The sequence below is a fragment of the Brevundimonas sp. UBA2416 genome, assembly GCF_002343105.1.
Lineage (GTDB): Bacteria > Pseudomonadota > Alphaproteobacteria > Caulobacterales > Caulobacteraceae > Brevundimonas.
The window spans coordinates 4,360-29,254 of record NZ_DDRM01000007.1 but is presented as its reverse complement, the minus strand read 5'-3'; the positions used below and the strand labels follow the sequence as shown (position 1 = coordinate 29,254).

The 24,895-nt window shown below is 68.1% G+C and carries 25 protein-coding genes; 12 read left to right on the top strand and 13 right to left on the bottom strand.

Annotation, left to right across the window (positions count from 1 at the left end; genetic code table 11):
- Positions 1–45: 45 nt before the first annotated feature.
- From rpmI to B3E43_RS01500, 4 genes are all read right to left on the bottom strand, one after another.
- The gene (gene rpmI / locus B3E43_RS01515) at positions 46–243 is read right to left on the bottom strand and encodes a 50S ribosomal protein L35 (RefSeq protein WP_003166435.1); all 198 of its coding nucleotides are present in this window, start codon (positions 241–243) and stop codon (positions 46–48) included.
- A 160-nt stretch (positions 244–403) separates the two neighbouring features.
- Positions 404–1,654 (bottom strand): MFS transporter, encoded by a 1,251-nt coding sequence (locus B3E43_RS01510; protein WP_292026126.1) that lies wholly within the window; start codon positions 1,652–1,654, stop codon positions 404–406.
- Between the two features lie 130 nt (positions 1,655–1,784).
- Entirely contained in the window at positions 1,785–2,306 is a 522-nt protein-coding gene (infC, locus tag B3E43_RS01505) for a translation initiation factor IF-3 (RefSeq protein ID WP_292026125.1), read from the bottom strand.
- Positions 2,307–2,429: 123 nt separating this feature from the next.
- Complete coding sequence (locus B3E43_RS01500; RefSeq protein ID WP_292026124.1) at positions 2,430–3,407, bottom strand: glycosyltransferase family 9 protein; 978 nt, start codon at positions 3,405–3,407, stop codon at positions 2,430–2,432.
- A gap of 73 nt (positions 3,408–3,480) precedes the next feature.
- On the opposite strand from B3E43_RS01500, the gene B3E43_RS01495 reads away from it, so the two are divergent.
- Positions 3,481–4,233, top strand: a complete 753-nt coding sequence (locus tag B3E43_RS01495) for an alpha/beta fold hydrolase (protein ID WP_292026123.1) — start codon at positions 3,481–3,483, stop codon at positions 4,231–4,233.
- Positions 4,234–4,260: 27 nt separating this feature from the next.
- Complete coding sequence (locus tag B3E43_RS01490) at positions 4,261–4,488, top strand: hypothetical protein (protein ID WP_292026122.1); 228 nt, start codon at positions 4,261–4,263, stop codon at positions 4,486–4,488.
- A gap of 54 nt (positions 4,489–4,542) precedes the next feature.
- Here B3E43_RS01490 and galU read toward each other — a convergent pair whose 3' ends face one another.
- Positions 4,543–5,421, bottom strand: coding sequence for a UTP--glucose-1-phosphate uridylyltransferase GalU (galU, locus tag B3E43_RS01485; protein WP_292026121.1), 879 nt, complete (start codon positions 5,419–5,421; stop codon positions 4,543–4,545).
- A gap of 55 nt (positions 5,422–5,476) precedes the next feature.
- A complete protein-coding gene (glmS, locus tag B3E43_RS01480) occupies positions 5,477–7,291 on the bottom strand; it encodes a glutamine--fructose-6-phosphate transaminase (isomerizing) (protein ID WP_292026120.1) in 1,815 nt (604 codons plus the stop codon).
- 166 nt (positions 7,292–7,457) lie between these two features.
- On the opposite strand from glmS, the gene glmM reads away from it, so the two are divergent.
- Both glmM and B3E43_RS01470 read left to right on the top strand, forming a co-directional pair.
- Positions 7,458–8,816 (top strand): phosphoglucosamine mutase, encoded by a 1,359-nt coding sequence (glmM, locus tag B3E43_RS01475; RefSeq protein WP_292026119.1) that lies wholly within the window; start codon positions 7,458–7,460, stop codon positions 8,814–8,816.
- A gap of 7 nt (positions 8,817–8,823) precedes the next feature.
- Positions 8,824–9,903: a YeiH family protein gene (locus B3E43_RS01470; protein WP_292026118.1), complete on the top strand. Its 1,080-nt coding sequence runs from the start codon at positions 8,824–8,826 to the stop codon at positions 9,901–9,903.
- Here the strand turns inward: B3E43_RS01470 and B3E43_RS01465 are convergent.
- Together B3E43_RS01465 and B3E43_RS01460 are read right to left on the bottom strand one after the other, a co-directional pair.
- Entirely contained in the window at positions 9,882–11,207 is a 1,326-nt protein-coding gene (locus tag B3E43_RS01465) for an FAD/NAD(P)-binding protein (RefSeq protein WP_292026117.1), read from the bottom strand. The two genes, B3E43_RS01470 and B3E43_RS01465, sit on opposite strands and share 22 nt — an antisense overlap.
- 19 nt (positions 11,208–11,226) lie before the next feature.
- The gene (locus B3E43_RS01460; RefSeq protein ID WP_292026116.1) at positions 11,227–12,726 is read right to left on the bottom strand and encodes a phosphomannomutase/phosphoglucomutase; all 1,500 of its coding nucleotides are present in this window, start codon (positions 12,724–12,726) and stop codon (positions 11,227–11,229) included.
- A 166-nt stretch (positions 12,727–12,892) separates the two neighbouring features.
- Here B3E43_RS01460 and gpmA point away from each other — a divergent pair, with 166 nt between their 5' ends.
- The 4 genes from gpmA (at position 12,893) to B3E43_RS01440 (ending at position 16,936) form a co-directional block, all read left to right on the top strand.
- Positions 12,893–13,615: a 2,3-diphosphoglycerate-dependent phosphoglycerate mutase gene (gpmA, locus tag B3E43_RS01455; protein WP_292026115.1), complete on the top strand. Its 723-nt coding sequence runs from the start codon at positions 12,893–12,895 to the stop codon at positions 13,613–13,615.
- Positions 13,612–14,250 (top strand): bifunctional diaminohydroxyphosphoribosylaminopyrimidine deaminase/5-amino-6-(5-phosphoribosylamino)uracil reductase RibD, encoded by a 639-nt coding sequence (gene ribD, locus B3E43_RS01450; protein ID WP_292026114.1) that lies wholly within the window; start codon positions 13,612–13,614, stop codon positions 14,248–14,250. The genes gpmA and ribD overlap by 4 nt, the downstream gene beginning before the upstream one ends.
- A gap of 182 nt (positions 14,251–14,432) precedes the next feature.
- Positions 14,433–15,707, top strand: coding sequence for a pentapeptide repeat-containing protein (locus B3E43_RS01445; RefSeq protein WP_292026113.1), 1,275 nt, complete (start codon positions 14,433–14,435; stop codon positions 15,705–15,707).
- On the top strand, positions 15,704–16,936 hold the full coding sequence (locus tag B3E43_RS01440) for a pentapeptide repeat-containing protein (protein ID WP_292026112.1): 1,233 nt from the start codon (positions 15,704–15,706) through the stop codon (positions 16,934–16,936). Before B3E43_RS01445 ends, B3E43_RS01440 begins: the two co-directional genes overlap by 4 nt.
- A 102-nt stretch (positions 16,937–17,038) precedes the next feature.
- Here B3E43_RS01440 and B3E43_RS01435 read toward each other — a convergent pair whose 3' ends face one another.
- The gene (locus B3E43_RS01435; protein ID WP_292026111.1) at positions 17,039–17,506 is read right to left on the bottom strand and encodes an Hsp20 family protein; all 468 of its coding nucleotides are present in this window, start codon (positions 17,504–17,506) and stop codon (positions 17,039–17,041) included.
- A gap of 271 nt (positions 17,507–17,777) precedes the next feature.
- Between B3E43_RS01435 and B3E43_RS01430 the strand changes: the two genes are divergently transcribed.
- The 3 genes from B3E43_RS01430 to B3E43_RS01420 all read left to right on the top strand — a co-directional run bounded on the left by B3E43_RS01430 (position 17,778) and on the right by B3E43_RS01420 (position 20,676).
- Entirely contained in the window at positions 17,778–18,605 is an 828-nt protein-coding gene (locus B3E43_RS01430; RefSeq protein ID WP_292026110.1) for a class I SAM-dependent methyltransferase, read from the top strand.
- A 107-nt stretch (positions 18,606–18,712) separates the two neighbouring features.
- Positions 18,713–19,624 carry a class I SAM-dependent methyltransferase gene (locus B3E43_RS01425; RefSeq protein WP_292026109.1) on the top strand — a complete coding sequence of 304 codons (912 nt, stop codon included), beginning with the start codon at positions 18,713–18,715 and terminating at the stop codon, positions 19,622–19,624.
- Positions 19,621–20,676 carry an alpha/beta hydrolase gene (locus tag B3E43_RS01420; protein ID WP_292026108.1) on the top strand — a complete coding sequence of 352 codons (1,056 nt, stop codon included), beginning with the start codon at positions 19,621–19,623 and terminating at the stop codon, positions 20,674–20,676. Before B3E43_RS01425 ends, B3E43_RS01420 begins: the two co-directional genes overlap by 4 nt.
- 12 nt (positions 20,677–20,688) lie before the next feature.
- Here the strand turns inward: B3E43_RS01420 and hisN are convergent, their stop codons facing one another.
- Both hisN and B3E43_RS01410 read right to left on the bottom strand, forming a co-directional pair.
- Entirely contained in the window at positions 20,689–21,474 is a 786-nt protein-coding gene (gene hisN, locus B3E43_RS01415) for a histidinol-phosphatase (protein WP_292026107.1), read from the bottom strand.
- A gap of 95 nt (positions 21,475–21,569) precedes the next feature.
- Positions 21,570–21,947: a helix-turn-helix domain-containing protein gene (locus B3E43_RS01410; RefSeq protein WP_292026106.1), complete on the bottom strand. Its 378-nt coding sequence runs from the start codon at positions 21,945–21,947 to the stop codon at positions 21,570–21,572.
- Between the two features lie 193 nt (positions 21,948–22,140).
- On the opposite strand from B3E43_RS01410, the gene B3E43_RS01405 reads away from it, so the two are divergent.
- Positions 22,141–22,395 (top strand): GlsB/YeaQ/YmgE family stress response membrane protein, encoded by a 255-nt coding sequence (locus B3E43_RS01405; protein ID WP_292026105.1) that lies wholly within the window; start codon positions 22,141–22,143, stop codon positions 22,393–22,395.
- Between the two features lie 73 nt (positions 22,396–22,468).
- Here B3E43_RS01405 and B3E43_RS01400 read toward each other — a convergent pair whose 3' ends face one another.
- Positions 22,469–22,975, bottom strand: a complete 507-nt coding sequence (locus tag B3E43_RS01400; RefSeq protein ID WP_292026104.1) for a superoxide dismutase — start codon at positions 22,973–22,975, stop codon at positions 22,469–22,471.
- A gap of 138 nt (positions 22,976–23,113) precedes the next feature.
- The coding region (gene typA, locus B3E43_RS01395) for a translational GTPase TypA (protein WP_292026103.1) at positions 23,114–24,895 on the bottom strand (1,782 nt) is incomplete at its 5' end.

The following is a 24,895-nucleotide window of genomic DNA, read 5'->3' as shown; positions in this document are numbered from 1 at the left end:
CTTTCAAATTCTATGGGAAAATCAGGTCGTCGATGCGCGCGCCGATCAGGCGTACGGCATGTAGGACTTGATCTTCTTGGCGTCGGCGTCGGCCATGACCGAGGTGCCGCGGTTCTGGCGGATGTATTTGCTGTTGTGGCTGATCAAGCGGTGCCGCTTGCCTGCCACGCCGGCCTTGACCTTGCCAGTCGCCGTGAATTTGAAGCGCTTCTTGGCGCCAGACTTCGTCTTCAGTTTGGGCATTTTCACTCTCTTTTTGAGTGGGTTGCCGGTTCTTCGGGCCTTTGGGACCGTCGGATTGGAAACCCTGATGAGAACCGCCCAGGCATGCCTTTTAGCCCGGCGGTTCGGTACGCGAAGGCGCGGCTTCTAGGCCAGCCAGCGCGGGAAAGCAAGGCCGGTGCTAGGCGGCGCTCGGTGCAACAGCCGCAGCCTGCCGCTTGCGGAAGGCCCTTCCGGCGTTGATCGCCATCACCGCCGCCGGAATGGTCAGGAGCGCGCCAATCAGGAAGGGCCAGTCGTGGCCGATTTGCGAGAAGATGGCCCCGGCGATGATGGGGCCGAAGATCCTGGCGATCGAACTGGACGCCATGTTCAGGCCCAGCATGGCCCCCTGCCGGTCCGGATCGACCGAACGCGAGATCAGGGCCGAGATATTGGGCATCGTCATCGCCATGCCCGAGGCTCCCACCGCCATGATCGCCGGCGCCAGCCAGTCGGCATCGGGCAACAGGCGGCTGGCGACGACCTGGGCGATCAGGCTGATGCCGAAGACCAGGCAGCCGACCGCCAGCACCCGGGACTCACCGAACCGGCGCGCCAGCCGACCGGCCAGAAAGCCCTGACAGATCACCGAGACGATCCCCACGACCATAAAGCACAGGCCGACCTCGCGCGCGGTCCAGCCGTAGCGGGCCTCGGTCCAGAAGCCGAAGGTCGATTCCCACCCCGAAAACCCGGCCATATAGATCAGGGTGACCAGCAGCACGCGCGACACCACCGGGTTGGACACGGCGTCATGCACTCCGCCGAGGAAGGGCGGGCGGGCCAGGGCGGGGTCCGCCTTCACCCGGCTCTCCTTCAGCAGGACGGCGACGCCGATGGCGGCGATGACGCACAGGGCGGACGCGGTGAAGATAGGCAGCTGATAGCCCAGCGTTCCGAGGTCCGGCCGGGTCAGCAGGCCGCCGATCGCCGGGCCGAAGATGAAGCCGAGGCCGAAGGCGGCGCCGATCAGACCCATGCGGCCGGCGCGCAGTTCAGGCGGCGTGACGTCGGCGACGTAGCCCTGGGCGGTCGAGACATTGCCGGCGCCCATGCCGGTGAACAGCCGCACCGCGATGGCCAGCCAGATGTTGGGCACGAAGGCCAGGGCCAGATAGCCGGCCGCATTGCACAGGATGGTGATCATCAGCACGGGCTTGCGGCCGATGCGATCGGACAGTCGCCCCCAGAAGGGCTCGGCGACGAACTGGCCCAGCGAATAGGCCGAGAACATCAGCGCCACCTGCCACGGCGGCGCGTCCAGCGTCTGGCCGTAGAAGGGCAGCAGCGGGATGACGATGCCGAATCCGACCAGGTTGATGAACACCACCCCGAACAGGACAAACAGCGCGGATCGCGACGGTGGCGGGGGCAGGGCGGCTGACGTCACAGGGCGTTACTCGGGCGGGAGGCGACCCCTGTGTCAGACAGATCGCGCGGGCGCGCAAGGCGAAGCTCGCAAACGAAAAAGCCCCGGCCGTTTCCGGCCGGGGCTTCTGGAAGTTGGTGGCGCGCGATCGCTATTTCGGCGCGAGGATCATGATCATCTGGCGGCCTTCCATACGCGGGGCGTATTCGACCTTGGCGATTTCCTCGAAATCGGCCTGGACCTTGTTGAGCAGCTTCATGCCCAGTTCCGGGTGGGCCATCTCGCGGCCGCGGAAGCGCAGCGTCACCTTGACCTTGTCACCCTCGTCGAAGAAGCGGTGCATGGCCTTGGCCTTCACCTCATAGTCGTGGGTGTCGATGTTCGGGCGGAGCTTGATCTCTTTCAGCTCGACGACCTTCTGGCGCTTGCGCGCCTCGGCCTTCTTCTTCTGCTCCTGGAAGCGGAATTTGCCGTAGTCGAGGATCTTGCAGACCGGCGGCTCGGACGTGGACACGATCTGAACCAGATCCATGCCGGCCTCTTCGGCGGCTTCCAGCGCAGCTGACGTCGGCATGACGCCCTGTTTCTCGCCGTTCTGATCGATGAGCAGAACGCGCGGCGCGCGGATATCTTGGTTCATGGGCGGCCCGTCCTTGACGGGCGGCTGGTTCATCGGACGGCGAATGAGCGTCGGTTCCTTGTGTGGATGAAGAGGCGGAGTTCTGACGAGGATGAGCGCGCGACAGATCGCGGCGTTCCCCTTACCGCGCCTATATGACCGCGAAAGCCCCCGTCTTCAAGGTTTGGGCGCCGCGCGGCCGCCGATGTACGCGTCGTGCAGGTCGAGGACGGCCTCAAAGACACGGTCCACCGTCAGCGCCTCGATGGGCGCGAACTCGCCGCGGGTCTCATTGGAGGCGGCGGTGCGGGTCCGCGGACCCCAGGGACCGTACAGCCACCACTCGGTCGGACCGAACAGGCCCAGCGTCGGCCGACCGAGGGCGGCGGAGACGTGCATCAGGCCGGAATCATTGCCCACGAACAGGTCGGCGACATCGATGGCGGCGGCCGAGGCCAGAATGTCGCCCTTGCCGATGAAGTCGATGCCGCGCGGTCCTGCGGCCTCCAGCGCCGGGGTCGCGGGAGGCCGGTCGCCGGGTCCGCCCACGGCCATGAAGCGCCAGCCGTCGAACCGGGGCTCCGCCTTCAGCTTCTCGACCAGCTGTCCCCAGCGCTCGGCCGGCCAGCTCTTGCCGGGCTGGTGGGCGATGGGGGCGAGGGCGATAATCGGGCCGGGTCCGCTGCCGCCCGCCAGTTGCGGATCAAGCACCGCCCGTCGGTCTGTGACCGCCTGTGCGTCCAGGAATATCTCGGGATCCAGCGGGGCCGGCGCGCCCATCATGCGCGAGACCATCTCGACCTTGCGCAGTCCCGTCTCCCAGCTGCGATTGTAGACCACGCGCCGCTTCGCCGGGATCAGATAACCGAGCGCCGATCCGCGGATGTCGATGACCATGTCCCAGCGCGTGCCCACGACCTGACGCCACAGATCGACCCAGTGTCCGGCCAGCTTCTTCTTGTCGAGGATGATGACCCGCTCGACGTCTGGCGCTGAGCGGAAGAACGGGGCGGGCGGCCGGCCGCAGGCGACGGTGATCTTCGCCCCCGGAACCTGCCGCGCGATTTCGCGGATCACGCCGGAGGATATGACGCAGTCGCCGATGCGGTTAGAAGTGACGAACAGGACCTTCCTGGCAGTCTTGGTATCTGTCACGCGTTTTTGGCCTTCGCTTCGCTTTCCCCGGTTCGCTATCAGTCCGTGAGGACTTTCGCGAGAGGAGCCGCGATTGGACGACATCCAGCACCTGACCTGCCGGGGCGGCGAGACCCTGGCGTACAGACGCGTCGACGGCGAGGGCCCGACTGTCGTCTGGATCGGCGGCTTCCGCTCCGACATGGAGGGAACCAAGGCCATGGCCCTGGACGCCGCGGCCCGCGAGCGCGGCTGGGACTATGTCCGCTACGACCATTTTGCCCATGGCCAATCCTCGGGCGACTGGCGAAAGGCGACGATCGGGCGCTGGCGCGAGGATGCGATCTGCATGGTCGACAGCCTCAAGGGGCCGGTCGTGCTCGTCGGCTCGTCCATGGGCGGCTGGGTCGCCCTGCTGGCGGCGCTGGCGCGGCCGGGACGGATGGCCGGACTGGTGCTGATCAATCCGGCCCAGGATTTCACCGAACGGTTGATGTGGCCCAGTCTCGCCGACCACGAACGTCATGCCATTCTGCGCGACGGCGAGATCGTGATCGTCGAGGAGGGCATGGGCGAATACGTCCTGACTCTGGGCCTGTTCGAGGATGGCCGGGACTGGCTGCTGCTGGGCGCCCCCCTGCCCATTGCCGCCCCGGTTCACATCTTTCAGGGCCGCGCCGACGACGTGGTGCCCTGGCGGCACGCCACGGCGCTGGTCGAGCGGCTGACCGGCGGGGATGTGCGGCTGGACCTGATCGAGGGCGGAGACCACCGCCTGTCCACGCCGGACGATCTCGAGCGTCTGATCGAAGCGGTTGAACGAATGCGGCTTCAGGCGTTTACATAAAGGCCCCATCGCAAGGAGACCTCCGCCATGCGCCCCTTGATCCTCGCCGCCCCCACCGCCCTTCTGCTCGCTCTCGCCGCCTGCGCGCCGACGACGGGCGCCAACTCCTATGCCAACGAACTGCGCCAGCTGTCCGACAGCTGTGAGGCGCGGGGCGGCATTCTGGTTCCGACCGGCCAGCAGAGCGGCCGTCCGCAGAACGACAATGTGTGCCGCATCACCGGCGGCGCCTCGCGCCTGACCAGCGGCGGCTGACGACAGCAGGGCGGTGATCGCCGCCGCCCCGGCGCGCCTGCGCGCCGGTCCTGCCTAGAGCAACGCGGCTATGGCCGCGCGGGCGGCTTCGCCCAGGTCCGGCCGCTTCAGCGCCAGGGCGACATTGGCCCGCAACAGGCCGATCTTGTCGCCGCAGTCGTGGGTGACGCCCTCGTATTCCACCGCCGTGAAGGTTTGGTCCTTCATCAGCCGCGCCATGCCGTCGGTCAGTTGGATTTCACCGCCCGCGCCCCGCGGCTGGTTTTCAAGGATGCCGAAGATTTCTGGCTGCAGGATGTAGCGGCCCGCGATCGACAGGTTCGACGGCGCCTCGCCGCGCGGCGGCTTCTCGACCATCCCCTTCATGCGGATGTGGCGGCCGTCGCGGCTTTCCGGATCGACGATGCCGTATTTGTGCGTCTCGCTCTCGGGCACGGCCTCGACGCCGATGATGTTGCCGCCGACCTGCGCATAGACATCGGCCAGTTGCTTCAGGGCCCCCGGCTGGGAGTCCACGATGACATCCGGCAGCAGGACCGCGAACGGCTCGTCGCCGATGATGTCGCGCGCGCACCAGACCGCATGGCCGAGGCCCAGCGGCTGCATCTGGCGGGTGAAGCTCATCTCCCCCGCCGTCGCCAGTTCGGCGATCATGGCGTCGAGGATGTCGGTCTTGCCCTTGGCCAGCAGCTGGGCTTCCAGCTCGATCTGGTGATCGAAATAGTCCTCGATCGCCCCCTTCGAGCGCCCGGTGACGAAGACGATGTGCTCGATCCCGGCTTCCCGCGCCTCCTCGACGATATAACTCAGGATCGGCCGGTCGACGACGTTGAGCAGCTCCTTGGGCGTGGTCTTGGTCCCGGGCAGGACGCGGGTGCCCAGACCGGCGACGGGCAGGACGGCCTTGCGAAGGCGACGGGCGGAAGCGGTCATGTGGAATCCTGATCGGCGAGAGGCGTCAGCCTAACGCATTCGCGCCGGGATGCGATCACTCCACCGTCACCGACTTCGCCAGATTGCGCGGCTGGTCGACGTCCGTGCCCTTCTGGACCGCCGTGTAATAGGCCAGCAGCTGCACGGGGATGGCGTAGATCAGCGGCGCGATCAGGGAATGGCACTCGGGCGCATCGACGCGGCGGATGCCGGCGCCGTGCGGATCAGGCGCGGACTTCGGCGCGATCATGATCACCGGTCCGCCGCGCGCGGCGACCTCCTGCAGATTGGAGGCGGTCTTCTCGAACACATCGTCCAGCGGGGCCAGGGCGACGATCGGCGTCAGCTCATCGACCAGGGCGATCGGCCCGTGCTTCAGCTCGCCGGCGGCATAGCCCTCGGCGTGGATGTAGCTGATCTCCTTCAGCTTCAGCGCCCCTTCCATGGCCAGCGGGAACATGGCGCCGCGGCCGAGGAACAGCACGTCGGTGGCTTTCGATATGTCGTGGGCGACGGCCTTCAGCTCGTCTTCCATCCCCATGGCCTCGGCGATCAGGCGCGGTGATTCGAACAGGGCCTTGACCAGCTCGGCCTCGGTCGGGGCGTCGATACGCCCGCGCTGGACCCCGGCGGAGACCGCGAGGGCGAGCAGGGCTGCGACCTGGGCGGTGAAAGCCTTGGTCGAGGCCACCCCGATCTCGGGACCCGCATGGGTCGGCCACAGATGCCCCGCCTCGCGCGCCATCGACGAGGTGTGGACATTGACCAGGGCCGCGGTCTTCAGGCCGGAAGCCTTGCACCATGACAGGCTGGCGAGGGTGTCGGCGGTCTCGCCCGACTGGCTGACGGCGACGGCCAGGGTGCCGGGCGTCAGCGCCGGGTTCCGGTACCTGAACTCGGACGCGATCTCGACGTCGCACGGCAGGCCCGCCAGCCGCTCAAAGGCGTAGCGGCCGATCTGGCCGGCATAGAAGGCGGTGCCGCAGGCAATGATCTGTATACGGTCTATGGCGGTGAAATCGGCGGCGTCGGTCCTGGCCTTGCCGTTCACGAAGTCGAGGTAGTGAGACAGTGTGCGCTGGACGCTGTCCGGCTGCTCATGGATCTCCTTCTCCATGAAATGCCGGTACTCGCCCTTCTCGACCATGGCCGAGGAGGCCGAGACCTGGACAACCGGGCGCTCGACCGGGGCGCCGTCAACGTCGAACATTCGGGCGCCGCTCCGGTCGATGCCGACATAGTCGCCTTCTTCCAGATAGGAGATCTCGGTGGTGAAGGGGCCGACGGCCAGGGCGTCAGAACCCAGATACATCTCGCCGTCGCCCCATCCGACCACCAGGGGGCTGCCGCGCCGGGCCCCCATGATCAGGCCTTCCTCGCCCTCGACCAGCACGGCCAGCGCATAGGCCCCGGTCAGCCGGTCCAGCACGCTCTTGAACGCGACGAGCGGGTCGTTGGCCGTCTCCAGCGCACGGTCCAGCAAATGGGCGACCACCTCGGTGTCGGTCTGGCTCTCGAAGGTGCGACCCTCGACGGCCAGCTCGGCCTTCAGTTCGGCGAAATTCTCGATGATGCCGTTGTGGACCAGAACCACGCGACCCGCCTTGTGCGGATGGGCGTTGGCGGTGGTCGGGGCGCCGTGGGTGGCCCAGCGGGTGTGGCCGATGCCGATCGTGGCGGCCAGCGGCTCGGCCAGCAGCACGGCTTCCAACTCGCGGATCTTGCCCTTGGCGCGGCGGCGCTCGATGCGACCGTCGACAAGAGCCGCGACGCCGGCCGAGTCATAGCCCCGGTACTCCAGCCGCTTCAGGCTGTCGATCAGCCGGGGAACCGCCGGGCCGACGCCCGTCACACCGATGATGCCGCACATGGACGAATATCCCTGAAAACTGAATCCACGTGCTTTGCGCACGTCCCCCGGACAGTCTAAGTCACCGTCCCGTTCGGCGCGATGTATGCGAGAATGCTCGGGATTTACACTTGAAAAGCGGTTTCGCAACATTTCTGCGGCCCTGCTTCTGAAAAGGAACCACGTTTTGGGCGAACGTAGATATTTCGGGACGGACGGCATCCGCGGTCGGGCCAATACGCATCCGATGACGCCCGAAGTGGCGCTCCGCGTCGGCCTCGCGGCCGGCCGTCTGTTCATGTCGTCCGACAATCGCCGCCATCTGGTGGTGATCGGCAAGGACACACGCCTTTCGGGCTACATGATCGAGCCGGCCCTGGTGGCCGGCTTTTCGTCCGCCGGTATGGATGTGCGCACCTTCGGTCCTCTGCCGACGCCGGGCGTCGCCATGATGACCCGCTCGATGCGGGCCGACATCGGCGTGATGATCTCGGCCTCACACAACTCCTACCTCGACAACGGCATCAAACTGTTCGGTCCGGACGGTTACAAGCTGTCGGATGCGGTCGAGCTGAAGATTGAATCGATGATGGATCAGGCGCTGGACGCCGATCTGGCCCCGCCCGACGCCCTGGGTCGGGTCAAGCGCATCGACGATGCCCAGGCCCGTTATGTCGAGATCGCCAAGGCCAGCTTTCCCAAGGGCCTCAGCCTGCAGGGCCTTCGGATCGCCATCGACTGCGCCAACGGCGCCGGCTACCGGGTCGCCCCGACCACCCTCTATGAGCTGGGGGCCGAGGTCTGCGCCGTCGGCGTCGAGCCCAACGGCCTGAACATCAATGCGGACTGCGGCTCGACCCATCCCGAGACCCTGGCCGAGGCGGTCAAACGCTACCGCGCCGACATCGGCATCGCCCTCGACGGCGACGCCGACCGGGTCATCATCTGCGACGAGAAGGGCAAGGTCGTGGACGGCGACCAGATCATGGCCCTGGTCGCCCTGGACTGGGCCCGCCGCGGCCTGCTGGTCGGAGGCGGCGTGGTCGCCACCGTCATGTCGAATCTGGGTCTGGAGCGGGCATTGAACGCCGCCGGCCTGACCCTGGAGCGGACCAAGGTTGGCGACCGCTATGTCATGGAGCGTATGCGCGAGGGCGGCTTCAACCTCGGCGGGGAACAGTCCGGCCACATCATCCTGCACGACCACGCCACCACCGGCGACGGCCTGATGTCGGCGCTTCAGGTCCTGGCCGTGCTGGTCGAGAGCGGCCGCCCGATGAGCGAACTGGCCAAACAGTTCGACACCGTGCCCCAGAAGCTGGAGAACGTACGCTACACCTCGGGCAGGCCGCTGGAGAGCGCAGGGGTCAAGGCCGCCATCGCCGACGCCGAGGCGCGTCTCGCGGGCGTCGGCCGGTTGCTGGTTCGGCCCTCGGGCACCGAGAAGCTGATCCGCGTCATGGCCGAGGGCGACGACGCGAAGCTGGTCAAGTCGGTGGTGGCCGATGTCGTCGCGGCGGTGAAGGCGGCCGGGTCAGGCTCCTGACTCAAGGATGGAACCCGCCGCCGGACCGGCGCAATCTCCCCCGATGATTCCCGCCCGCCTTACCGGCGCACTGTCCCTGATACCCGGCCTGATCGTCTGCGTGGCGGTCGCCCTGGCGGCGGTCGCCGTCCAGGTCCTGGAGGTGCGGCTGTTCGGGCGCGGATGGATTGACGCCATCGTGCTGGCCATCCTCATCGGCGCCGCGATCCGCAGCGTCTGGACCCCGCCCGAGGTCCTGCGTTCCGGCATCGAGTTCAGCGCCCGCACCCTGCTCGAGATCGCCGTGGTCCTGCTGGGCGCCTCGGTCAGCGCCGCGACGGTCATCGCCATCGGACCCGGCCTGCTGGCGGGCACCGCCGTGGTCGTGGTCCTCGCCCTGGCCATCAGCTACGGGATCGGGCGGCTGCTGCGCCTGCCGCCCCGGATGGCGGTGCTGATCGCCTGCGGCAACGCCATCTGTGGCAACTCCGCCATCGCCGCCGTCGCCCCGGTGGTAGACGCCGAGGCCAAGGACGTCTCCGCCGCCATCGCCTTCACCGCCGTGCTGGGCGTGGCGGTGGTCCTGCTGCTGCCCCTGCTCGGCGCGGCCTTGCAATTGACCGACGTCCGCTACGGCGTGCTCGCCGGACTAACCGTCTATGCCGTGCCCCAGGTGCTGGCGGCCACCCTGCCGGTCGGCGCGGTGGCCAACCAGGCCGGGACGCTGATCAAACTGGTCCGGGTCCTGATGCTGGGGCCCGTCTGTCTGGTGCTCGCCATCCTCATGGCGGTCCGCCGTCGCGAGGGCGAAGCCGTCGCGGCCCCCCGGAGCGGTGTCGCGATCCACCAGCTGATCCCGTGGTTCATCATCGGCTTCCTGCTGATGATGGCCGCGCGTTCGACCGGCCTGATCCCGGCCGCCGCCGTGCCGGTCATGGCTGACACGGCAAAAGTCCTGACCGCCCTGTCCATGGCTGCGCTCGGCCTCAGCACCGATGCGCGGGCGGTGGCCCGGTCGGGCGTCCGCATCGCCGCGGTGGTGATCCTGTCGCTGCTGGCCCTGCTCGGACTGGCCCTGGCCCTGATCTATCTGCTCGCGCTGGTCTGAAGGTCCGCCAGCCGGTCCGCCAGCCCTTCGATCCGCTTGCGGATATCCGGCACGGCGGTCGTTTCCCAAAAGGCCGCGCGCGCCGGCGGTCCCAGCACGAACAGCCGGGCGTCGGGCGACCCAACGGCGCTCAGCAGCCGCCCCTCCGCGTCCAGATCAAGACCGATGCCCAGGGGTTCGAGCCGTGCGCGGCCGGCCTTGATCAGCGGCCCGGTCAGGGGATCTTCATCCGCCGCATGACCGGGACCGGTGCAGTCGATCAGCCATTGGCCGGCGACCGGCGACCGGCCTGAACCGTCCCGCGGATGCCAGTGCAGCGTCACACCCCCGGCGTCGGTCTCGATCCGCTCAACCCGGCCCGCGACGATGCTGAGACGGCCGACGGCCTGCAACCGGTTCATGGTCTCGTCGATGCCGGCTGGAATGCGGTGGCGGTGGACATCCCACCACGGACGCAGATGCCGAAGCCAGCGAGCGCGGGTCTTCGCGTCCGCCCCGGTCCAGAGCCGCGCCGTGACCGGGCGCAACCCCTCCATCACGCCGCGCCAGCCGCCGGCCGAAGCCAGCCGTCGGGCCTCCCCCAGCCGGTCCGACAGGCAGCCGGTCAGCAGCGCTTCGGTCGGCGGCGTCGGAGCGTCGTGACCGGAGCCGTGCACACGAGGCGTGAGGCCGCGTCGGGACAGGGCCGTGATCCGGCCCTTGCGACCCGTCGCGTCCAGCCACAGGATCATGTCCACCATGGTCAGGCCCGATCCTAGAATGATCACCGCGTCTTCGGCCCCGATCCGTTCCAGCGCGGTCAGGGCCCAGGGGTCCGCGATGATCCGACGCGACCCGCGCCCGGCCGTCCTGGGCGCCGGGTTGCCGGTCGCCAGCACCACGGCGCCCGCCGGGATGACCCGTCCATCGGACAGGCGGACGCCATCGCCCTCAACACCCGCGACCTCGCCGGTGACGAGCTCGATCATCCCGGGATGCGCCATCCGCGCTGCGCTCAGCCGGTGCTGCAGATATTCGCCATAAAGCCTGCGCGGCGCGAAACCATCCGGGTCCGCATGTTTCGGACAGTTGGCTCGCAGCCACTCAACGAAATCGCCCGGCGTGTCATCCACCGCACTCATCCGGTCGGAGCGCACATTGAGCAGATGCCCATCGAACGGCGTCGAATAGGCCAGGCCCGGCCCGAAGGTCCCCGTGCGGTCGATCAGGCTGCAGGCGACGCCGCGCTTCGCCACCCTGGCCGCCAGCATGGCGCCGGAGAATCCGCCGCCCACGATCACGACCGGCTGCACGCCTTTGGCCACCCGTCCCCCGTCGATCCCTTCAGAGTTCCTGATTATAGGCCCCGATCTCCGGGTATTTGGCCAGCCGCGGCTTCACCTCTTCACGGAACAGTGCGCGCATGTCGGCGTCGGAGCGCATGCTCTCGACCACCACCACCAGCTCCGGCTTGTTGGACGAGGCGCGCACCAGCACCCAGGACCCGTCCTCCAGGTGCACCCGCACCCCGTTGACAGTGATCGCCTCGACGATTTTGCGTCCCAGGATCGAGCCGCCGGCATCCGCCAGGGCCTGATACTCGGCCACGATCCGTTCCAGCACCTCATACTTCAGCTCGTCGTCGCAGTGCGGCGACATGGTCATGGAGGTCCAGGCATCGGGCAGGGCGCCCTTCAGCTGCGACAGGGTCTTGCCCGGATTGCGGTCCAGCATGGCCAGGATAGCCCCTGCCGCCACGATGCCGTCGTCGTATCCCCGACCGATCGGCGCATTGAAGAAGAAATGGCCCGATTTCTCGAACCCGGCCAGGGCCCCCAGTTCGGCGGTCTTGCGCTTGATATAGCTGTGCCCGGTCTTCCAGTAGACGACGTCGGCGCCGTTCGCCTTGAGCACCTCGTCGGTCTTGTACAGGCCGGTCGACTTCACATCGACGACGAAGGTGGCGTTGGCATGCAAGGCCGACAGGTCGCGGCCCAGCATCAGACCGATCTTGTCGGCATAGATCTCCTCGCCCGTGTCGTCGACCACGCCGCAACGGTCGCCGTCGCCGTCAAAGCCCAGCGCCAGCTCGGCCCCCGTCTCGCGCACCCGCGCCGCCATCTGCATCAGCATGGCGTGATCTTCCGGGTTCGGATTGTATTTGGGGAAGGTCCAGTCGAGGTCGGTGTCCATCTCGATGACCTCGGCCCCCATACGGCGCAGGGCCTCGGGCGCGAAGGCCCCGGCGGTGCCGTTGCCGCAGGCGGCCACGACCTTGATCGGCCGGCTCAGCTTCACCTTCGCCGTGATCTCCTCCAGATAGCGTTCGCGGAAACCGTCCACGCGGGTCAGGCTCCCGCCCGGCCGGCCCACGCCTTCGCCGTTCAGCACGATGTCCTTCAGCCGCCCGATCTCGTCGGGGCCGAAGGTCAGCGGCGGATTGGCCCCCATCTTGACCCCGGTCCAGCCGTTCTCGTTGTGGCTGGCCGTGACCATGGCCACGCAAGGCGCGTCGAGCGCGAACTGGGCGAAATAGGCCGTCGGCGACAGGGCCAGGCCGATGTCCAGCACCTCCATCCCGCCTTCCAGCAGGCCGAGCATCAGCGCCTGTTTCACCGACAGGGAGTAGGAGCGGAAGTCGTGGCCGACCACGATCCGGGGGGTCTGGCCGATCTCGTGGACATAGGTCGCCAGCCCCAGACCAAGGGCTTGAATGCCGAGAAGATTGATCTCCTTCTCCAGGATCCACCGCGCGTCGTATTCGCGAAACCCGGTCGCCTTGACCAGCGGCGTGGTCTCATAATCGGCGGTGTTGGAACGCAGGTCGGAGCGGGGCTTTTGCATCGGGAGCCTTGGAAGATGGGGTTTGTAGCTTGGCTATAGGGCGCCGTGCGCCGCGCGGACAACAACGCCCCGCCGCCGGCATGGCTCCGCCGGATCGCCGTGCCGGGCTCGTCTTGACCCACGCGCCCGCCGGTCCTACCCCCAGACAGATTGTCCGGAGACCTGAATGCCCCGCCTGATCCTGCTGCGCCACGGCCAGAGCCAATGGAACCTCGACAACCGGTTCACGGGCTGGGTCGACGTCGATCTGACCGCCGAGGGCGAGGCCCAGGCCCGGCGCGCCGGCGAACAGCTCGCCGCGGCCGGCTTCCGGCCGTCGGTCATGTTCACCTCGGTGCTGAAGCGGGCGACGCGGACGGGCGCCCTGGCTCTGGATGCCGCCGGGCTGCGGGATGTGCCGGTGATCAACGACTGGCGGCTGAACGAGCGGCACTACGGCGGCCTGACCGGCCTGAACAAGGCCGAGACGACGGCGACCCACGGCGAGGACCAGGTCCTGATCTGGCGCCGCAGCTATGACATCCCGCCCCCGCCGCTCGCGCCGGGCGGCGAGTGGGATTTCGCCGGCGACCCCCGTTACGCCGGCCAGACCATCCCCGATACGGAAAGCCTCAAGACCACCCTCGATCGGGTGCTTCCCTATTGGGACGAAGCTATCGCCCCGCGCCTGAAGGCCGGAGAGGATGTGCTGATCGCCGCCCACGGCAATTCCCTTCGGGCCATCGTCAAACATCTGTTCGGCGTGCCCGACGACCGGATCGTCGGGGTCGAGATTCCGACCGGCAATCCGCTCGAGATCGATCTCGACGCCTCGCTCAGGCCCGTCGCCGCCCGCTATCTGGACGCGGCGCGCGCGACGGAACTGCCGCCGCTGGGAGCGGGTGAATGACCACGCCGCAGCAGGCCTCTGACGACATCCGCTTCATGGGCCGGGCCATCGCCCTGGCCAAGGACCGGATGGGCCAGACCTGGCCAAATCCGGCGGTGGGATGCGTGATCGTCAAAAACGGTGAGGTCGTCGCCGAGGCCGCCACCGCGCCGGGCGGTCGCCCTCACGCCGAGGAACAGGCCGCGCCGGCCGCCGGCGATCGCGCGCGCGGCGCTACGGCCTATGTCACCATGGAACCCTGCGGCGCCCGGTCCTCGGGCCGCACCTCCTGCTCCCATTTCCTGATGGACGCGGGGATCAGCCGGGTCGTGGTGGCCGCGGTCGATCCTTCGCCCTTCGCCTCGGGGCGCGGCGTCGAGCGGCTGAAAAAGGCCGGACTGCAGGTCGAGACGGGCCTGCTCGCGGCCGAGGCGGCGGTCCTCTACGAAGGCTATCTGCACCGGGTCGAGACGGGCCGACCCATGGTCCGGATCGCCGCCGACGGGGCCGGCTACGACGCCCGTTTCGCCGCCTCGGCCAAGGCCGACCTGACCACCGAACTGAAGCGCCTCGGCGAGGCCGGCTATACCCGTGTCTGGGTCAGTCCCGGCGAACTGGCGGACGCGCTGGCGGAACAGGGGCTTCTGACCCTCTGACACCGGCCGGGTGGCGAGTGATCAGTGGCGAGTGATTAGTGATAGCCGGCCTCGTCGGCGGCGGAAGGGCGGCGCAGTCCGTGCCGTCGCACAACTGTTGGCCAGCCACTAGCCACTGATCACTCCCAACTCACCAGTTCCCACAAACGCTTCCTTAAGCGCCGCCGTGCCATATCGGGATCATGTCGGAGAATACCGTCCCAACGGCCGCCAGAAGGCGCATCAATCAATCGGAGCTGGACGCCATCTGCGCCCGGCACGACCGCCTGTGGCAGGCCAAGCCGGGCGGCGCCCGCGCGGTCCTCGCCTGGCTCGACCTATCGGGTCTTTCGCTCAAGGGCCGCAACCTCGCTGACGCGGACTTCGCCGCCGCCAGCCTGATCGGGACGGACCTGTCGGGCGCCAAGCTGGACAATGCCACCTTCTTCGGCGCGGACATGCAGGACTGCTTGTTGGTTGACGCCAGCCTGCGCCGCACCGACCTGCGCGGCGCCTGTCTGCGCGGAGCGGACCTGACCGGAGCCGATCTGTTCGAGGCCGACCTGCGCGAAGGCACGATCGCCTCTGCCGACGCCAAACTGGGCTTCAAGATTGTCGAGGCCAAGTCGCGCAACGAGACCGAGGCCCAGGGCGCCTGTCTCGCCGGGGCGAACCTCGAACGCTCCAAACTGACCGGGATCGTGGCCGTGGCGGCGGATTTCTCCGACGCCATCATGAAGGACTGCAAGATGGTCCGGGCCAACCTGAAACAGGCCAGCTTCCGCGGCGCCGACCTGTCCGGGGCCGACCTGTCGGGCGCTGATCTCTCCGGGGCCGATCTCCGCGACGCCGTCCTGGTCGGCGTCAAGGCCGCCATGTGGCGAACGGACGGGGCCAATATGACCGGGGCCCTGACCGATGAGCGATCCTCCGGCAGCCCGGTCGGCAAGATGCCCGCCGCCGAAATGCTGGCCGAGCATGCCCAGTGGTGCGAGACCGGCGGCGCCGAGGGCCGGCCCTCGGTCTTCGACGGTGTCGATCTGCGGGCGCTGCGCTCGATCCGTGGCTACAATCTGACGGCGCTGTCAGCGCGCGGAGCGGTCTTCTACGGCCTCGACATGGAGGGGGTCCAGCTTCAGGGCGCCCACCTTGAGGATGCCGATCTGCGCTCCGTCAATCTTAAGGGCGCCGACCTGCGCGGGGCCCGGCTGGCGAGAGCCCGGTTGAACGGTGCGGATCTGCGCGGAGCGCAGCTGGGGCCGTTGATGATCACCTCCGAGCGGCTGCTGCCCGCCGACCTGACCGGCGCCTGCCTGCGGGGGACCGACCTGTCCGGCGCGGACCTCAATCGGGCGATCATGATCGGCGCGGACCTTTCCCGGGCGGTGATGTTCGGAACCAGCGTGCGCCAGGCCGTCCTGACCGGCGCGATCACAAGCGGGGTGCGCGGCCTCGAGACGATGGATGCGGTCGCATGACCTTTGTTCGAAGGGCTCTTTCCCAGGGCGACTTGGATATGTTCGTCGCGGCGCATGAGCGCCTGGTCGAGGGTCGTCCCGGCGGCCGCCGGCTGATGCTCAAATTCGTTGATCTCAACGGGCTGGACCTCTCGGGCCGCAATCTGTCCGAGGCAGACTTCACCGGCTGCGCCCTGGAAAACGCCAAACTCGTCGGGGCCCGGATGAACGGCGCTGTGCTGTTCTGCGCTGATCTCAGGGGCGCGGACTTCACCGGCGCCCAGCTGGTCCGGGCGGACCTTCGCGGCGCCTGCCTCCGCGGCGCCAGCCTGATGAACGCCGATCTCACCCGCGCCGACTTCCGTGAAGGCGTCATCGCCGTGCCCCATGCCACCAAGGGGCTGGCGGCGATCAGGCATGAGACCCGGCAAGGCATCGCCGATGGCGCGACCTTCGCCGGCGCCACCCTCGACGGCGGCCATCTGGATGGCATCACCGCCATGAAGGCAGACTTCACCGACTGCTCCATGCGCGGCGCCATGCTGACCAAGGCCAATCTCAAGGAAGCCAATCTGACCGGCGCCATGCTGGAGGACGCGTCCGTCGACGGCTGCAATCTGGAAGGCGCGCGGCTCATGGGGGCGATCCTGACCGGGGTGGCCGTCGAGCGCGCCGACACCAGCCGCGCCGACATGACCGGCGCCCTGCGCAGTCCGAGCTCCGACGCCCGGTCTCGCGCCGACGGGCTGGCGGAGCGCGCGCTGGACGCCAATGCCTGGGCCGAAAGCGGCGGCGTCTTCGGCCAGCCGGCGATGTTCGACGGCGAGGATCTTCGTCCTCTAGGGGATCGCCTGAAGGGTCTGAAGCTGCCCGGGCTCAGCGCCAGACAGGCCTGTCTCGCCGGCATGGACCTCAGGGGCGTCGGCCTTCAGGGCGCGGGCCTTGAAGGGTCGGACCTGCGCGGCTGCGATCTGCGCGGGGCGGACCTCCGGGGCGCGCGCCTGAACGGCGTCCTGCTGAACAAGGCCGACCTCCGCGGCGCCAATCTGGGGCCCCTGGCGCTCGGCAAGGATCGCTCGATGCCGGTCATTCTGGTCGAGGCCAGCCTGCGCTTCGCCCGTCTCGAGGGCGCGGTGCTGGATGGCGTCCGGGTGGACGGGGCCGATTTTTCCGGCGCCCGGATCGACCCCGGTGCCCTGAGCGAGGAGCAGCGCCGCGCCATCGAAGCCCAGGCCGACATCGCCGCCTGATCCCGCGCACGAAAAAGGGGCGACGCGAACGCCGCCCCTCCTGGTTGTTCGCCTGCACTCGCCTCGCGGTGGCTCGCTGCTTGAGGCGGGCTATGTGAGGTCTCAGGCCGCCTTGGACTTCTTGCCCTCGATCAGCCGCTGAGCGGTGTTGATCTCGATCCGGCGCGGCTTCAGCGCCTCGGGCAGTTCGCGGACCAGGTCGACCGACAGCAGGCCATCGGCCAGATCGGCGCTCTTGACCACGACATAGTCAGCCAGCTGGAACCGGCGCTCGAAGTCGCGCTCGGCCAGGCCGCGATGCAGATAGGTCCGCTCGGCGCCCGCATCGTCATTGGCCGTCTTGCGACCGGTGACGGTGAGCAGGTTCTCCTTGACCTCGAGGGTCAGTTCGTCGGGCTTGAAGCCGGCGACCGCGATCTCGATCCGGTAGGCGTTCTCGCCCGTGGTCTCGATATTATAGGGCGGCCAGCCGCTTTCCTGACTGGTGCGCGCGGCGCTTTCCAGCAGTCCGGCGAGACGGTCGAAGCCGACGGCGGAGCGGTACAGCGGGGTGAAATCATAGGTACGCATGGGTCATCCTCCTGAGGATCAGCAAGGTTGAACCGGTCCCGCGGTTTGGTGCCCGGACCGGCGGTGGGAGTTCAGCCCGGTCGACCCGATGATCGGCCCCGTCCGGTCTGGAGGCCCCGAAATCGGCGGCCTCGGAGCCGATGTGGGAAGTGCTGCGAAACCGTCAAGGGGCGCCACGTCCGCGCCAATCTGTCGCCTGTCGGTCGTCATGGCTTGCTCCCCGCCCCGGAGGCCTTAGGGTTCGCCGGAAACTCGCCCGGGAGACCTTAAAATGCGCCTGCTCGCCCTTGTCATGACGACCGCACTGGCCTTGCCGGCCCTGGCCGCGGCCCAGAACCTGCCCGCCATGCCGACGCTGGATGAATCCCCGGCGGAGCGCACGGTCCGCCGGGCCGCCATGACCCCGCCCGTGTTGCAGGAGGACACGGCGCTGCAGGCGGCCATTGGCTCCGCCGCCCGTCCCGCCGCCGATGTGGCCCGCGACGTCTACCGCCGCCCGTTCGAAAGCCTGACCTTCTGGGGCCTGACCCCGGGATCGACGGTCGTGGAGATCCAGCCCGGTCGCGCCGGCTGGTGGACCGCCATCCTGCAGCCCTATGCCGAGGCCACCGGCGGAACCTATGTCGCGGTCAACCAGCCGCTGGAGAGCATGGGCGTCGAGGACGGGAGCGCCGACATGGTCCTGGTCGCCCGTGCCTTCCACAACTGGCATCGCGCCGGCCGGACTGACGCCTTCCTGGCCGCCTTCTTCAAGGCGCTGAAACCCGGTGGCGTTCTGGCGATCGAACAGCACCGCAGCGAGGACGGCCTGAACCCCGACGTCACCGCCCCGACGGGCTATATGCCGGAAAGCCATATCATCCGCGTCGCACAGGCCGCCGGCTTCGTGCTTGAGGCCCGCAGCGAGCTGAACGCCAACCCCAGGGATGATCGTGACCATCCTTACGGCGTCTGGACCCTGCCGCCGGTCCGGACCAGCGCCCCGCGCGCCAACAATGCCACCGACCGGCCCACCCCCCTGACCGAGGCTGAACGCGCCGAGTATGATGCGATCGGTGAAAGCGACCGCATGACGCTGCGTTTCCGCAAGCCGGGATGACGTCCGCTCCTGCCAGCAACGGTTTTGACCGGGCTTGTGAACAGGGTTAAGCCCAGCCCTCGGGCGGCTGGTCTGAAACGTGCAGCATCGGCCTCCAGAGGAACTGGATGAGCAATTTGAGACACGAAAAGCGACTGCCGTTGTCGCGCCGGGGCGTATTGGCCGGCGCTGCGGCACTGACGCTGACGGGTCTCGCCGCCTGTGGCCGCCAGGAAAAGACCGCCGAGCCGCCCCCGACTCCGGACGGCCCTCCCCAGGGCTCGCTGGAATGGGCGGTCACCGGTCCCTGGCGCGCACAGGACAAGGTTCGCGACGCAGCCCGGCATCCGATGGAGACGCTGCGCTTCTTTGGTCTCCAGCCGCGCATGACGGTGGTCGAGTTCTGGCCGGGCAGCGGCTGGTGGACGGAAATCCTCGCGCCCTATCTGGCCGAGGGCTCGGGCAAATACGTCGCCGCGGGCTTCCAGACCGGCCCGGGGGCCGATCCGTCCCAGGTGGCGCTGATGGCGGCCTTCCAGCAGCGGTTCACCAACGATCGCCGGCTGTACGGAGAGATCGAACTTTCCGCCTTCGGCCCGACGTCAGGTCCGGTCACTGTGGCGGGCACGGCCGACATGGTCCTGTTCATGCGCAACATTCATGCGTGGATGGCGGCCGGAATCGCCGAGAAGGCCTTCGCCGACGCCTATGCCGCCCTGCGTCCCGGCGGGGTGCTGGGCATCGAGCAACATCGTCTGGGTCCGGAAGAGGATCAGGACCCCGCCGCGGCGAACGGATACGTTCAGGAGGCATTTGTGAAACAGCTGGCGGCGGAAGCGGGCTTCGCCTTTGTCGCCGCCTCGGAAATCAACGCGAATGAAAGGGATACCAAGGATCATCCGTTCGGCGTCGAGACCCTCCCGCCCATGGGACTGACCGCGCCGCGCGGTTCGCCGCCGAATCCGAACTTTGATCGGTCGAAGTATGACGCGATCGGAGAGAGTGACCGCATGACCTTGAGATTCAGGAAGCCAGAGTGAACCGAGCCGCCGCCTATGCCGCCAATGCGCCCTTGATGGGGGTCCCGGGTGCGTCCGCGCCTCCGGGCGGCGTGGGCGAATGGTTCCGCGGCGCCGGCGGCCTGCGCCTGCGGGCCGCCTTCTGGACGCCCTCGACCCTGGTGGCGAAGAAGCCGCGCGGCACCGTGATCGTCAGCCCCGGCCGCACCGAGCCGATCGAGAAATATTTCGAGGTCATCGGCAATTTCCTCGCCCGCGGCTGGTGTGTGCTGGCCCACGACTGGCGGGGACAGGGCCTGTCGGCCCGCCTGCTGCCGGATCGCCTGAAAGGCCATGCCCGGGCGGTCGAGGAGTTCCTCGACGACTACGCCCGCCTGCTCGACGCCTGGGAGGGCCGCGCGCCCAAGCCCTGGGTCATGGTCGGTCACTCCATGGGCGGCACGCTGAACCTGATGACCCTGCAGGGCGGCGAGAGCCGGGTCGCCGGCGCCATCCTGTCCAGCCCCATGCTGCGCATCAAGACCGGCAAACGGTCGATGTGGTCCGTCAAACTGGCTGTCCGCTGGAACCTGCGCCACGGCAAGGCCGGCGACTATGTGCTCGACGACGCCGACGATCCGTTCGACCACACCTTCGAGAAGGACGCCCTGACCTCGGACGAGAGCCGCTATGAACAGTGGCGGCAGCAGCTCTACGCCTGCCCGCACCTGGCGGTCGGCGGCCCGACCTGGGGCTGGCTGGCCTTTGCCCTGGACGCCGGCGAACGCTCGCTGAAGCCCAAGGCGCTCAAGGCGGTGCGCATCCCCGTCGCCATCGTTCAGGCAGCGGAGGACGACCGCGTCTGGAAACAGACAAACAAATGGGCCGCCAAACGGCTCGGTCGCGGCCGCTATGTCGAGATTCCGGGGGCCAAACACGAGATCATCATGGAGGCCGACGACATGCGCGCGGTCTTCCTCGACGAGTTTGACGCCATGGGCGCCTATATCTCTCCGGTCGAGGACCTGTCGCCGATGGTGGTCCCCGCTACGCCCGAACCCGCCAACGAGTCCGAGCCCAACGAGGCAGCCTGAACCGGGCGGGATCTAGAGGGCCGCTCTTCGCAATGTGATCAGCGCCTGCTCACGGATGCCCGCATCGCCCACGGCGAGGATCTGCCCGTTCCCGTCCGGCGTCTCGCCGCGCCAGTTGGTGACCTCACCGCCGGCCGCTTCAATGACGGGGACGAGGGCCGACCAGTCCCAGACCTTCAGTCCGCTCTCGGCCACCAGATCGATCCGGCCCGCGGCCAGCATGGCGTAGGCATAGGCGTCGCAGCCCATACGGGCGAGGCGGGCGGCGGCGCGCACCTGGGTCCAGGCCCCGAGCTCCGCGCCCGTGAACAGGTCCGCGTCGGTGGTGGCGATGACGGCGTCGGTCAGACGGGGGCAGGGCCGTACGGCCAGCGGCGCTTCCCTCCCGCCCTTGAGCAGGCGCGCGCCCGACGGGCCGCCGAGGAAGATCTCGTCGAGATAGGGCTGGCCGATGATGCCGACGGTCGGCCGGCCTTCGGCGCGCAGGGCGATCAGATTGGTCCAGAGCGGCAGGCCGGCGATGAAGGCGCGTGTGCCGTCGATGGGGTCGAGAATCCAGACATGGTCGGCGTCCGGCCGGTCCTCGCCATACTCCTCGCCGATGACCCCATGATCGGGATAGCGGGCCGCGATCAGGCTGCGGATCGCCGCCTCGGCCTCGCGGTCGGCCTGGGTGACCGGATCGAAGGCGCCGGGGCCGCCCTTGTCCGCCTCCTCATACGCGCCGCGGAAATAGGGCAGGGAGACGCGGGCGGCCTCGCGGGCCAGATCGACGGCGAACAGTTCATACTCGGTCATGGGAGGGGCGAGTGGCGAGGGGCGAGGGGCGAGTCAAGCGATCGGTGCAACAATCGCCAGACTCCTCGACCCTCATCCCTCGACCCTCATCCCTCTCACGCCGCGTCGCCCTCGGCGTGCAGCGACTTGGCCAGGTCCAGCAGGCGGCGGCGCGGACGCTCGCCCAGCTGGTAATAGGCCTGGATCAGGTCGAGCGTTTCCTTGCGGGAAAACATCTCGCCGCCCTGGTTGGCCGCCTCCTTGCGTTCGATGGCCTCTTCCAGACCGTCGTAGAAATAGCTGACGGGCGACTCCAGCGCCTCGGACAGCTGCCACAGACGCGCGGCCGAGATGCGATTGGCGCCGCACTCGTATTTCTGGATCTGCTGGAAGCGGATCCCGACCTGGGTGGCCAGCTGCTGTTGTGTCAGGCCCAGAAGACGCCGGCGACGGCGCAGGCGGCGGCCCAGGTGAAGGTCAATATCGGTGGCCATGGCCCCATTTCCCCTTGTTGGCGGGCTGTCCCGAAGCGGGACGGCTCGCCCTTCAAGTGGCAAGCACCATGCCGCGCTCCCGTGACGGGGGATTGTCGATGAGCAGTGTTTTGCGACGGGATTCGCAACCGTTGCCGCACCAGCGCATTACCGCGACAGAGCGATCGCGCTTGGGAATGTCAGGAGACACACTATGGGCTTGGGAATCATCGGCTGGATCATCATCGGCATCATCGCCGGCTGGCTCGCTGAAAAAGTCATGGGCCGCAGCCACGGTCTGGTGACGAACCTTATCGTCGGCGTCATCGGCGCCCTGCTCGGCGGCTGGATCGCCGGCCAGTTCCTCGGCATGGCCGTGGGCGGCTTCAACGTCATGACGCTGCTGGTCGCCTTCCTCGGCGCCTGCCTGCTGCTGTTCCTTCTGGGACTGGTGAAGCGTCGCGCTTAAGCGATCCATCGCCTGCAACGACGAAGGGCGGCTCCTCACGGAGCCGCCCTTTTTCTTGTTCGCTACCCTGTAATCAGGCGCCCGGGGCGTCTGGCTCAGCCGTCTGGCCTTCGCCGGGAGCCGGTGCCCCCGAGTCATCGGCCGGCGGCATGCCGGCTTCTGCCGGCGGCATCGGGGCAGCGGCCGGTTCAGCTACGTCAGCCGCCGAGTCCGTGATCGACGGGGCGGCGGCGAACTGGGCGCTGGTCCAGCCGACGGCGACGCCTTCGCCGTCCTGACGCACACCGCCGGAGACCGGCACGCCGCGCAGCTGACCATCAGCCCCTCGCACGGTCAGTTCCTGGCCGGCTTCAGTGTTGCGGGCGCCTTCCAGCTGACCCAGTACGGTCCCGTCCGAACCCTTGACGTCGGAGCCGGGCTGAAGGGTCAGGGTCGGCTGCTCAGCCGCGGGCTGGGCCGGCGCAGCGGCCGGAGCCGGGGCGGGTTCCTGGGTCTGCGCGGCCGTGCTGTCCTGTGCGAACGCGGGAGCGGTCATGAGGAGCAGGCCGGCGACGCCAGTGAGGAGCGCGGTCTTTCGCATGATGTCTGCCTTGTCTACGCGAGCAAAAAGGGCTCGCACCGACCAGACAAACACACGCTGTGACCGTTTGTTTCGACCGCCCCGAAATGACCTTGGGTCTGCCCGGATTGGCCGATTCAGGCGCGACCCGCGCCGCTTTTACTCTTCGCGGACGCGCTTCTTGCGGAACGAGGGGTTCAGCACGGCCTTGCGCAGGCGGATCGACTTGGGCGTGATCTCGACCAGTTCGTCTTCCTCGATATAGGCGATGGCCTGCTCCAGCGACGGACGGCGCGGCGGGGTCAGGCGCACGGCTTCATCCTTGCCGGCGGCGCGGATGTTGTTCAGCTGCTTGGCCTTCATCGGGTTGACGTCGAGGTCGTCCCAACGGGCGTTCTCGCCGATGATCATGCCCTGGTAGGTTTTCTCGCCGCCGCCGACGAACATGATGCCGCGGTCCTCGAGGTTCCACAGGGCGAAGGCGGCGGTCTCGCCGTCGCCGTTCGAGACCAGCACGCCCTTCAGACGGCCCTCGATGGCGCCCTTGTGCGGCTCATAGTGGCTGAACACGCGGTTCAGCACGCCCGAACCGCGCGTGTCGGTCAGGAACTCGCCCTGGTAGCCGATCAGCGAGCGCGACGGCGACTTCAGCGTCAGGCGGGTCTTGCCGGCGCCCGACGGGCCCATGTCCTTCAGTTCGGCCTTGCGGGCCGACAGCTTCTCGATGACCACGCCGGTGTATTCGTCGTCGACGTCGATGACGACGTCCTCGATCGGCTCCAGGCGCTCGCCGTTCTCGCCGGTCTGATAGACCACGCGCGGACGCGAGATCGACAGTTCGAAGCCTTCGCGGCGCATGTTCTCGATCAGCACGCCCATCTGCAATTCGCCACGGCCCGAGACGACAAAGGCGTCACCGCCCGGTGTGTCCTCGACCCGGATCGCCACGTTCGATTCGGCCTCTTTCAGCAGGCGTTCGCGGATCACGCGGCTTTGCACCTTGGACCCGTCGCGCCCGGCCAGCGGGCTGTCGTTGATGCCGAAGGTGACCGAGATAGTCGGCGGGTCGATGGGCTGCGAGGGCAGGGCGGTATCGACCTCGAGCGCGCAGAGGGTGTCGGCCACGGTCGCCTTCGTCATGCCCGCGATGGTGACGATGTCGCCGGCCTCGGCCGCGTCGATGGGCTGGATGGTCAGGCCGCGAAACGCCTGGATCTTTGTCACGCGGAACTGTTCGATGCGCTCGCCTGCCCGATTCAGCGCCTTGATCGACGTGCCGACGGTCAACCGCCCGGCCTCGACCCGGCCCGTCAGGATGCGGCCGATGAACGGGTCCGAGCCCAGCGTGGTCGCCAGCATGCGGAACGGCTTGTCGATATCGGCCAGTTGTTTGGGCGGTTCGACATGGCGCATGACCATGTCAAAAAGGGCAGACATGTCCTTGCGCGGCCCGTCGAGGTCCGCATCCGCCCAGCCGTTGATGCCGCTGGCATAAAGCACCGGGAAATCGAGTTGCTCGTCGCTGGCGCCGAGGTTGGCAAAGAGGTCGAAGACCTCGTTCAGCGCGCGGTCGGGTTCGGCGGCGGGCTTGTCGACCTTGTTCAGCACGACGATGGGTTTCAGCCCCAGCGCCAGAGCTTTCGAGGTGACGAATTTCGTCTGCGGCATCGGCCCTTCGGCGGCGTCGACCAGCAGGCAGACACCGTCCACCATGCTGAGGATGCGTTCCACCTCGCCACCGAAATCGGCGTGGCCGGGGGTGTCGACGATGTTGATGCGCGCGCCCTTCCATTCGACCGAGGTCGCCTTTGCCAGGATGGTGATGCCTCGTTCGCGTTCCAGATCGTTGGAATCCATCGCCCGTTCGGTGACGGCCTGTCCGGCGCGGTAGCTGCCCGATTGCTTCAGAAGTTCGTCCACCAGCGTCGTCTTGCCGTGGTC

Coding starts and splice junctions, on each gene's coding strand:
- infC (WP_292026125.1), bottom strand. CDS start 2,306: ATGAACCAGCCGCCCGTCAAGGACGGGCCGCCCATGAACCAAGATATC.
- B3E43_RS01440 (WP_292026112.1), top strand. CDS start 15,704: ATGACCTTTGTTCGAAGGGCTCTTTCCCAGGGCGACTTGGATATGTTC.
- B3E43_RS01470 (WP_292026118.1), top strand. CDS start 8,824: ATGGAACCCGCCGCCGGACCGGCGCAATCTCCCCCGATGATTCCCGCC.
- hisN (WP_292026107.1), bottom strand. CDS start 21,474: ATGACCGAGTATGAACTGTTCGCCGTCGATCTGGCCCGCGAGGCCGCC.
- rpmI (WP_003166435.1), bottom strand. CDS start 243: ATGCCCAAACTGAAGACGAAGTCTGGCGCCAAGAAGCGCTTCAAATTC.
- ribD (WP_292026114.1), top strand. CDS start 13,612: ATGACCACGCCGCAGCAGGCCTCTGACGACATCCGCTTCATGGGCCGG.
- B3E43_RS01425 (WP_292026109.1), top strand. CDS start 18,713: ATGAGCAATTTGAGACACGAAAAGCGACTGCCGTTGTCGCGCCGGGGC.
- B3E43_RS01430 (WP_292026110.1), top strand. CDS start 17,778: ATGCGCCTGCTCGCCCTTGTCATGACGACCGCACTGGCCTTGCCGGCC.
- B3E43_RS01460 (WP_292026116.1), bottom strand. CDS start 12,726: ATGCAAAAGCCCCGCTCCGACCTGCGTTCCAACACCGCCGATTATGAG.
- glmS (WP_292026120.1), bottom strand. CDS start 7,291: ATGTGCGGCATCATCGGTGTGACGGGCGTCGGCCCGGCGGTTCCCCGG.
- B3E43_RS01435 (WP_292026111.1), bottom strand. CDS start 17,506: ATGCGTACCTATGATTTCACCCCGCTGTACCGCTCCGCCGTCGGCTTC.
- galU (WP_292026121.1), bottom strand. CDS start 5,421: ATGACCGCTTCCGCCCGTCGCCTTCGCAAGGCCGTCCTGCCCGTCGCC.
- B3E43_RS01405 (WP_292026105.1), top strand. CDS start 22,141: ATGGGCTTGGGAATCATCGGCTGGATCATCATCGGCATCATCGCCGGC.
- B3E43_RS01490 (WP_292026122.1), top strand. CDS start 4,261: ATGCGCCCCTTGATCCTCGCCGCCCCCACCGCCCTTCTGCTCGCTCTC.
- B3E43_RS01410 (WP_292026106.1), bottom strand. CDS start 21,947: ATGGCCACCGATATTGACCTTCACCTGGGCCGCCGCCTGCGCCGTCGC.
- B3E43_RS01400 (WP_292026104.1), bottom strand. CDS start 22,975: ATGCGAAAGACCGCGCTCCTCACTGGCGTCGCCGGCCTGCTCCTCATG.
- gpmA (WP_292026115.1), top strand. CDS start 12,893: ATGCCCCGCCTGATCCTGCTGCGCCACGGCCAGAGCCAATGGAACCTC.
- B3E43_RS01445 (WP_292026113.1), top strand. CDS start 14,433: ATGTCGGAGAATACCGTCCCAACGGCCGCCAGAAGGCGCATCAATCAA.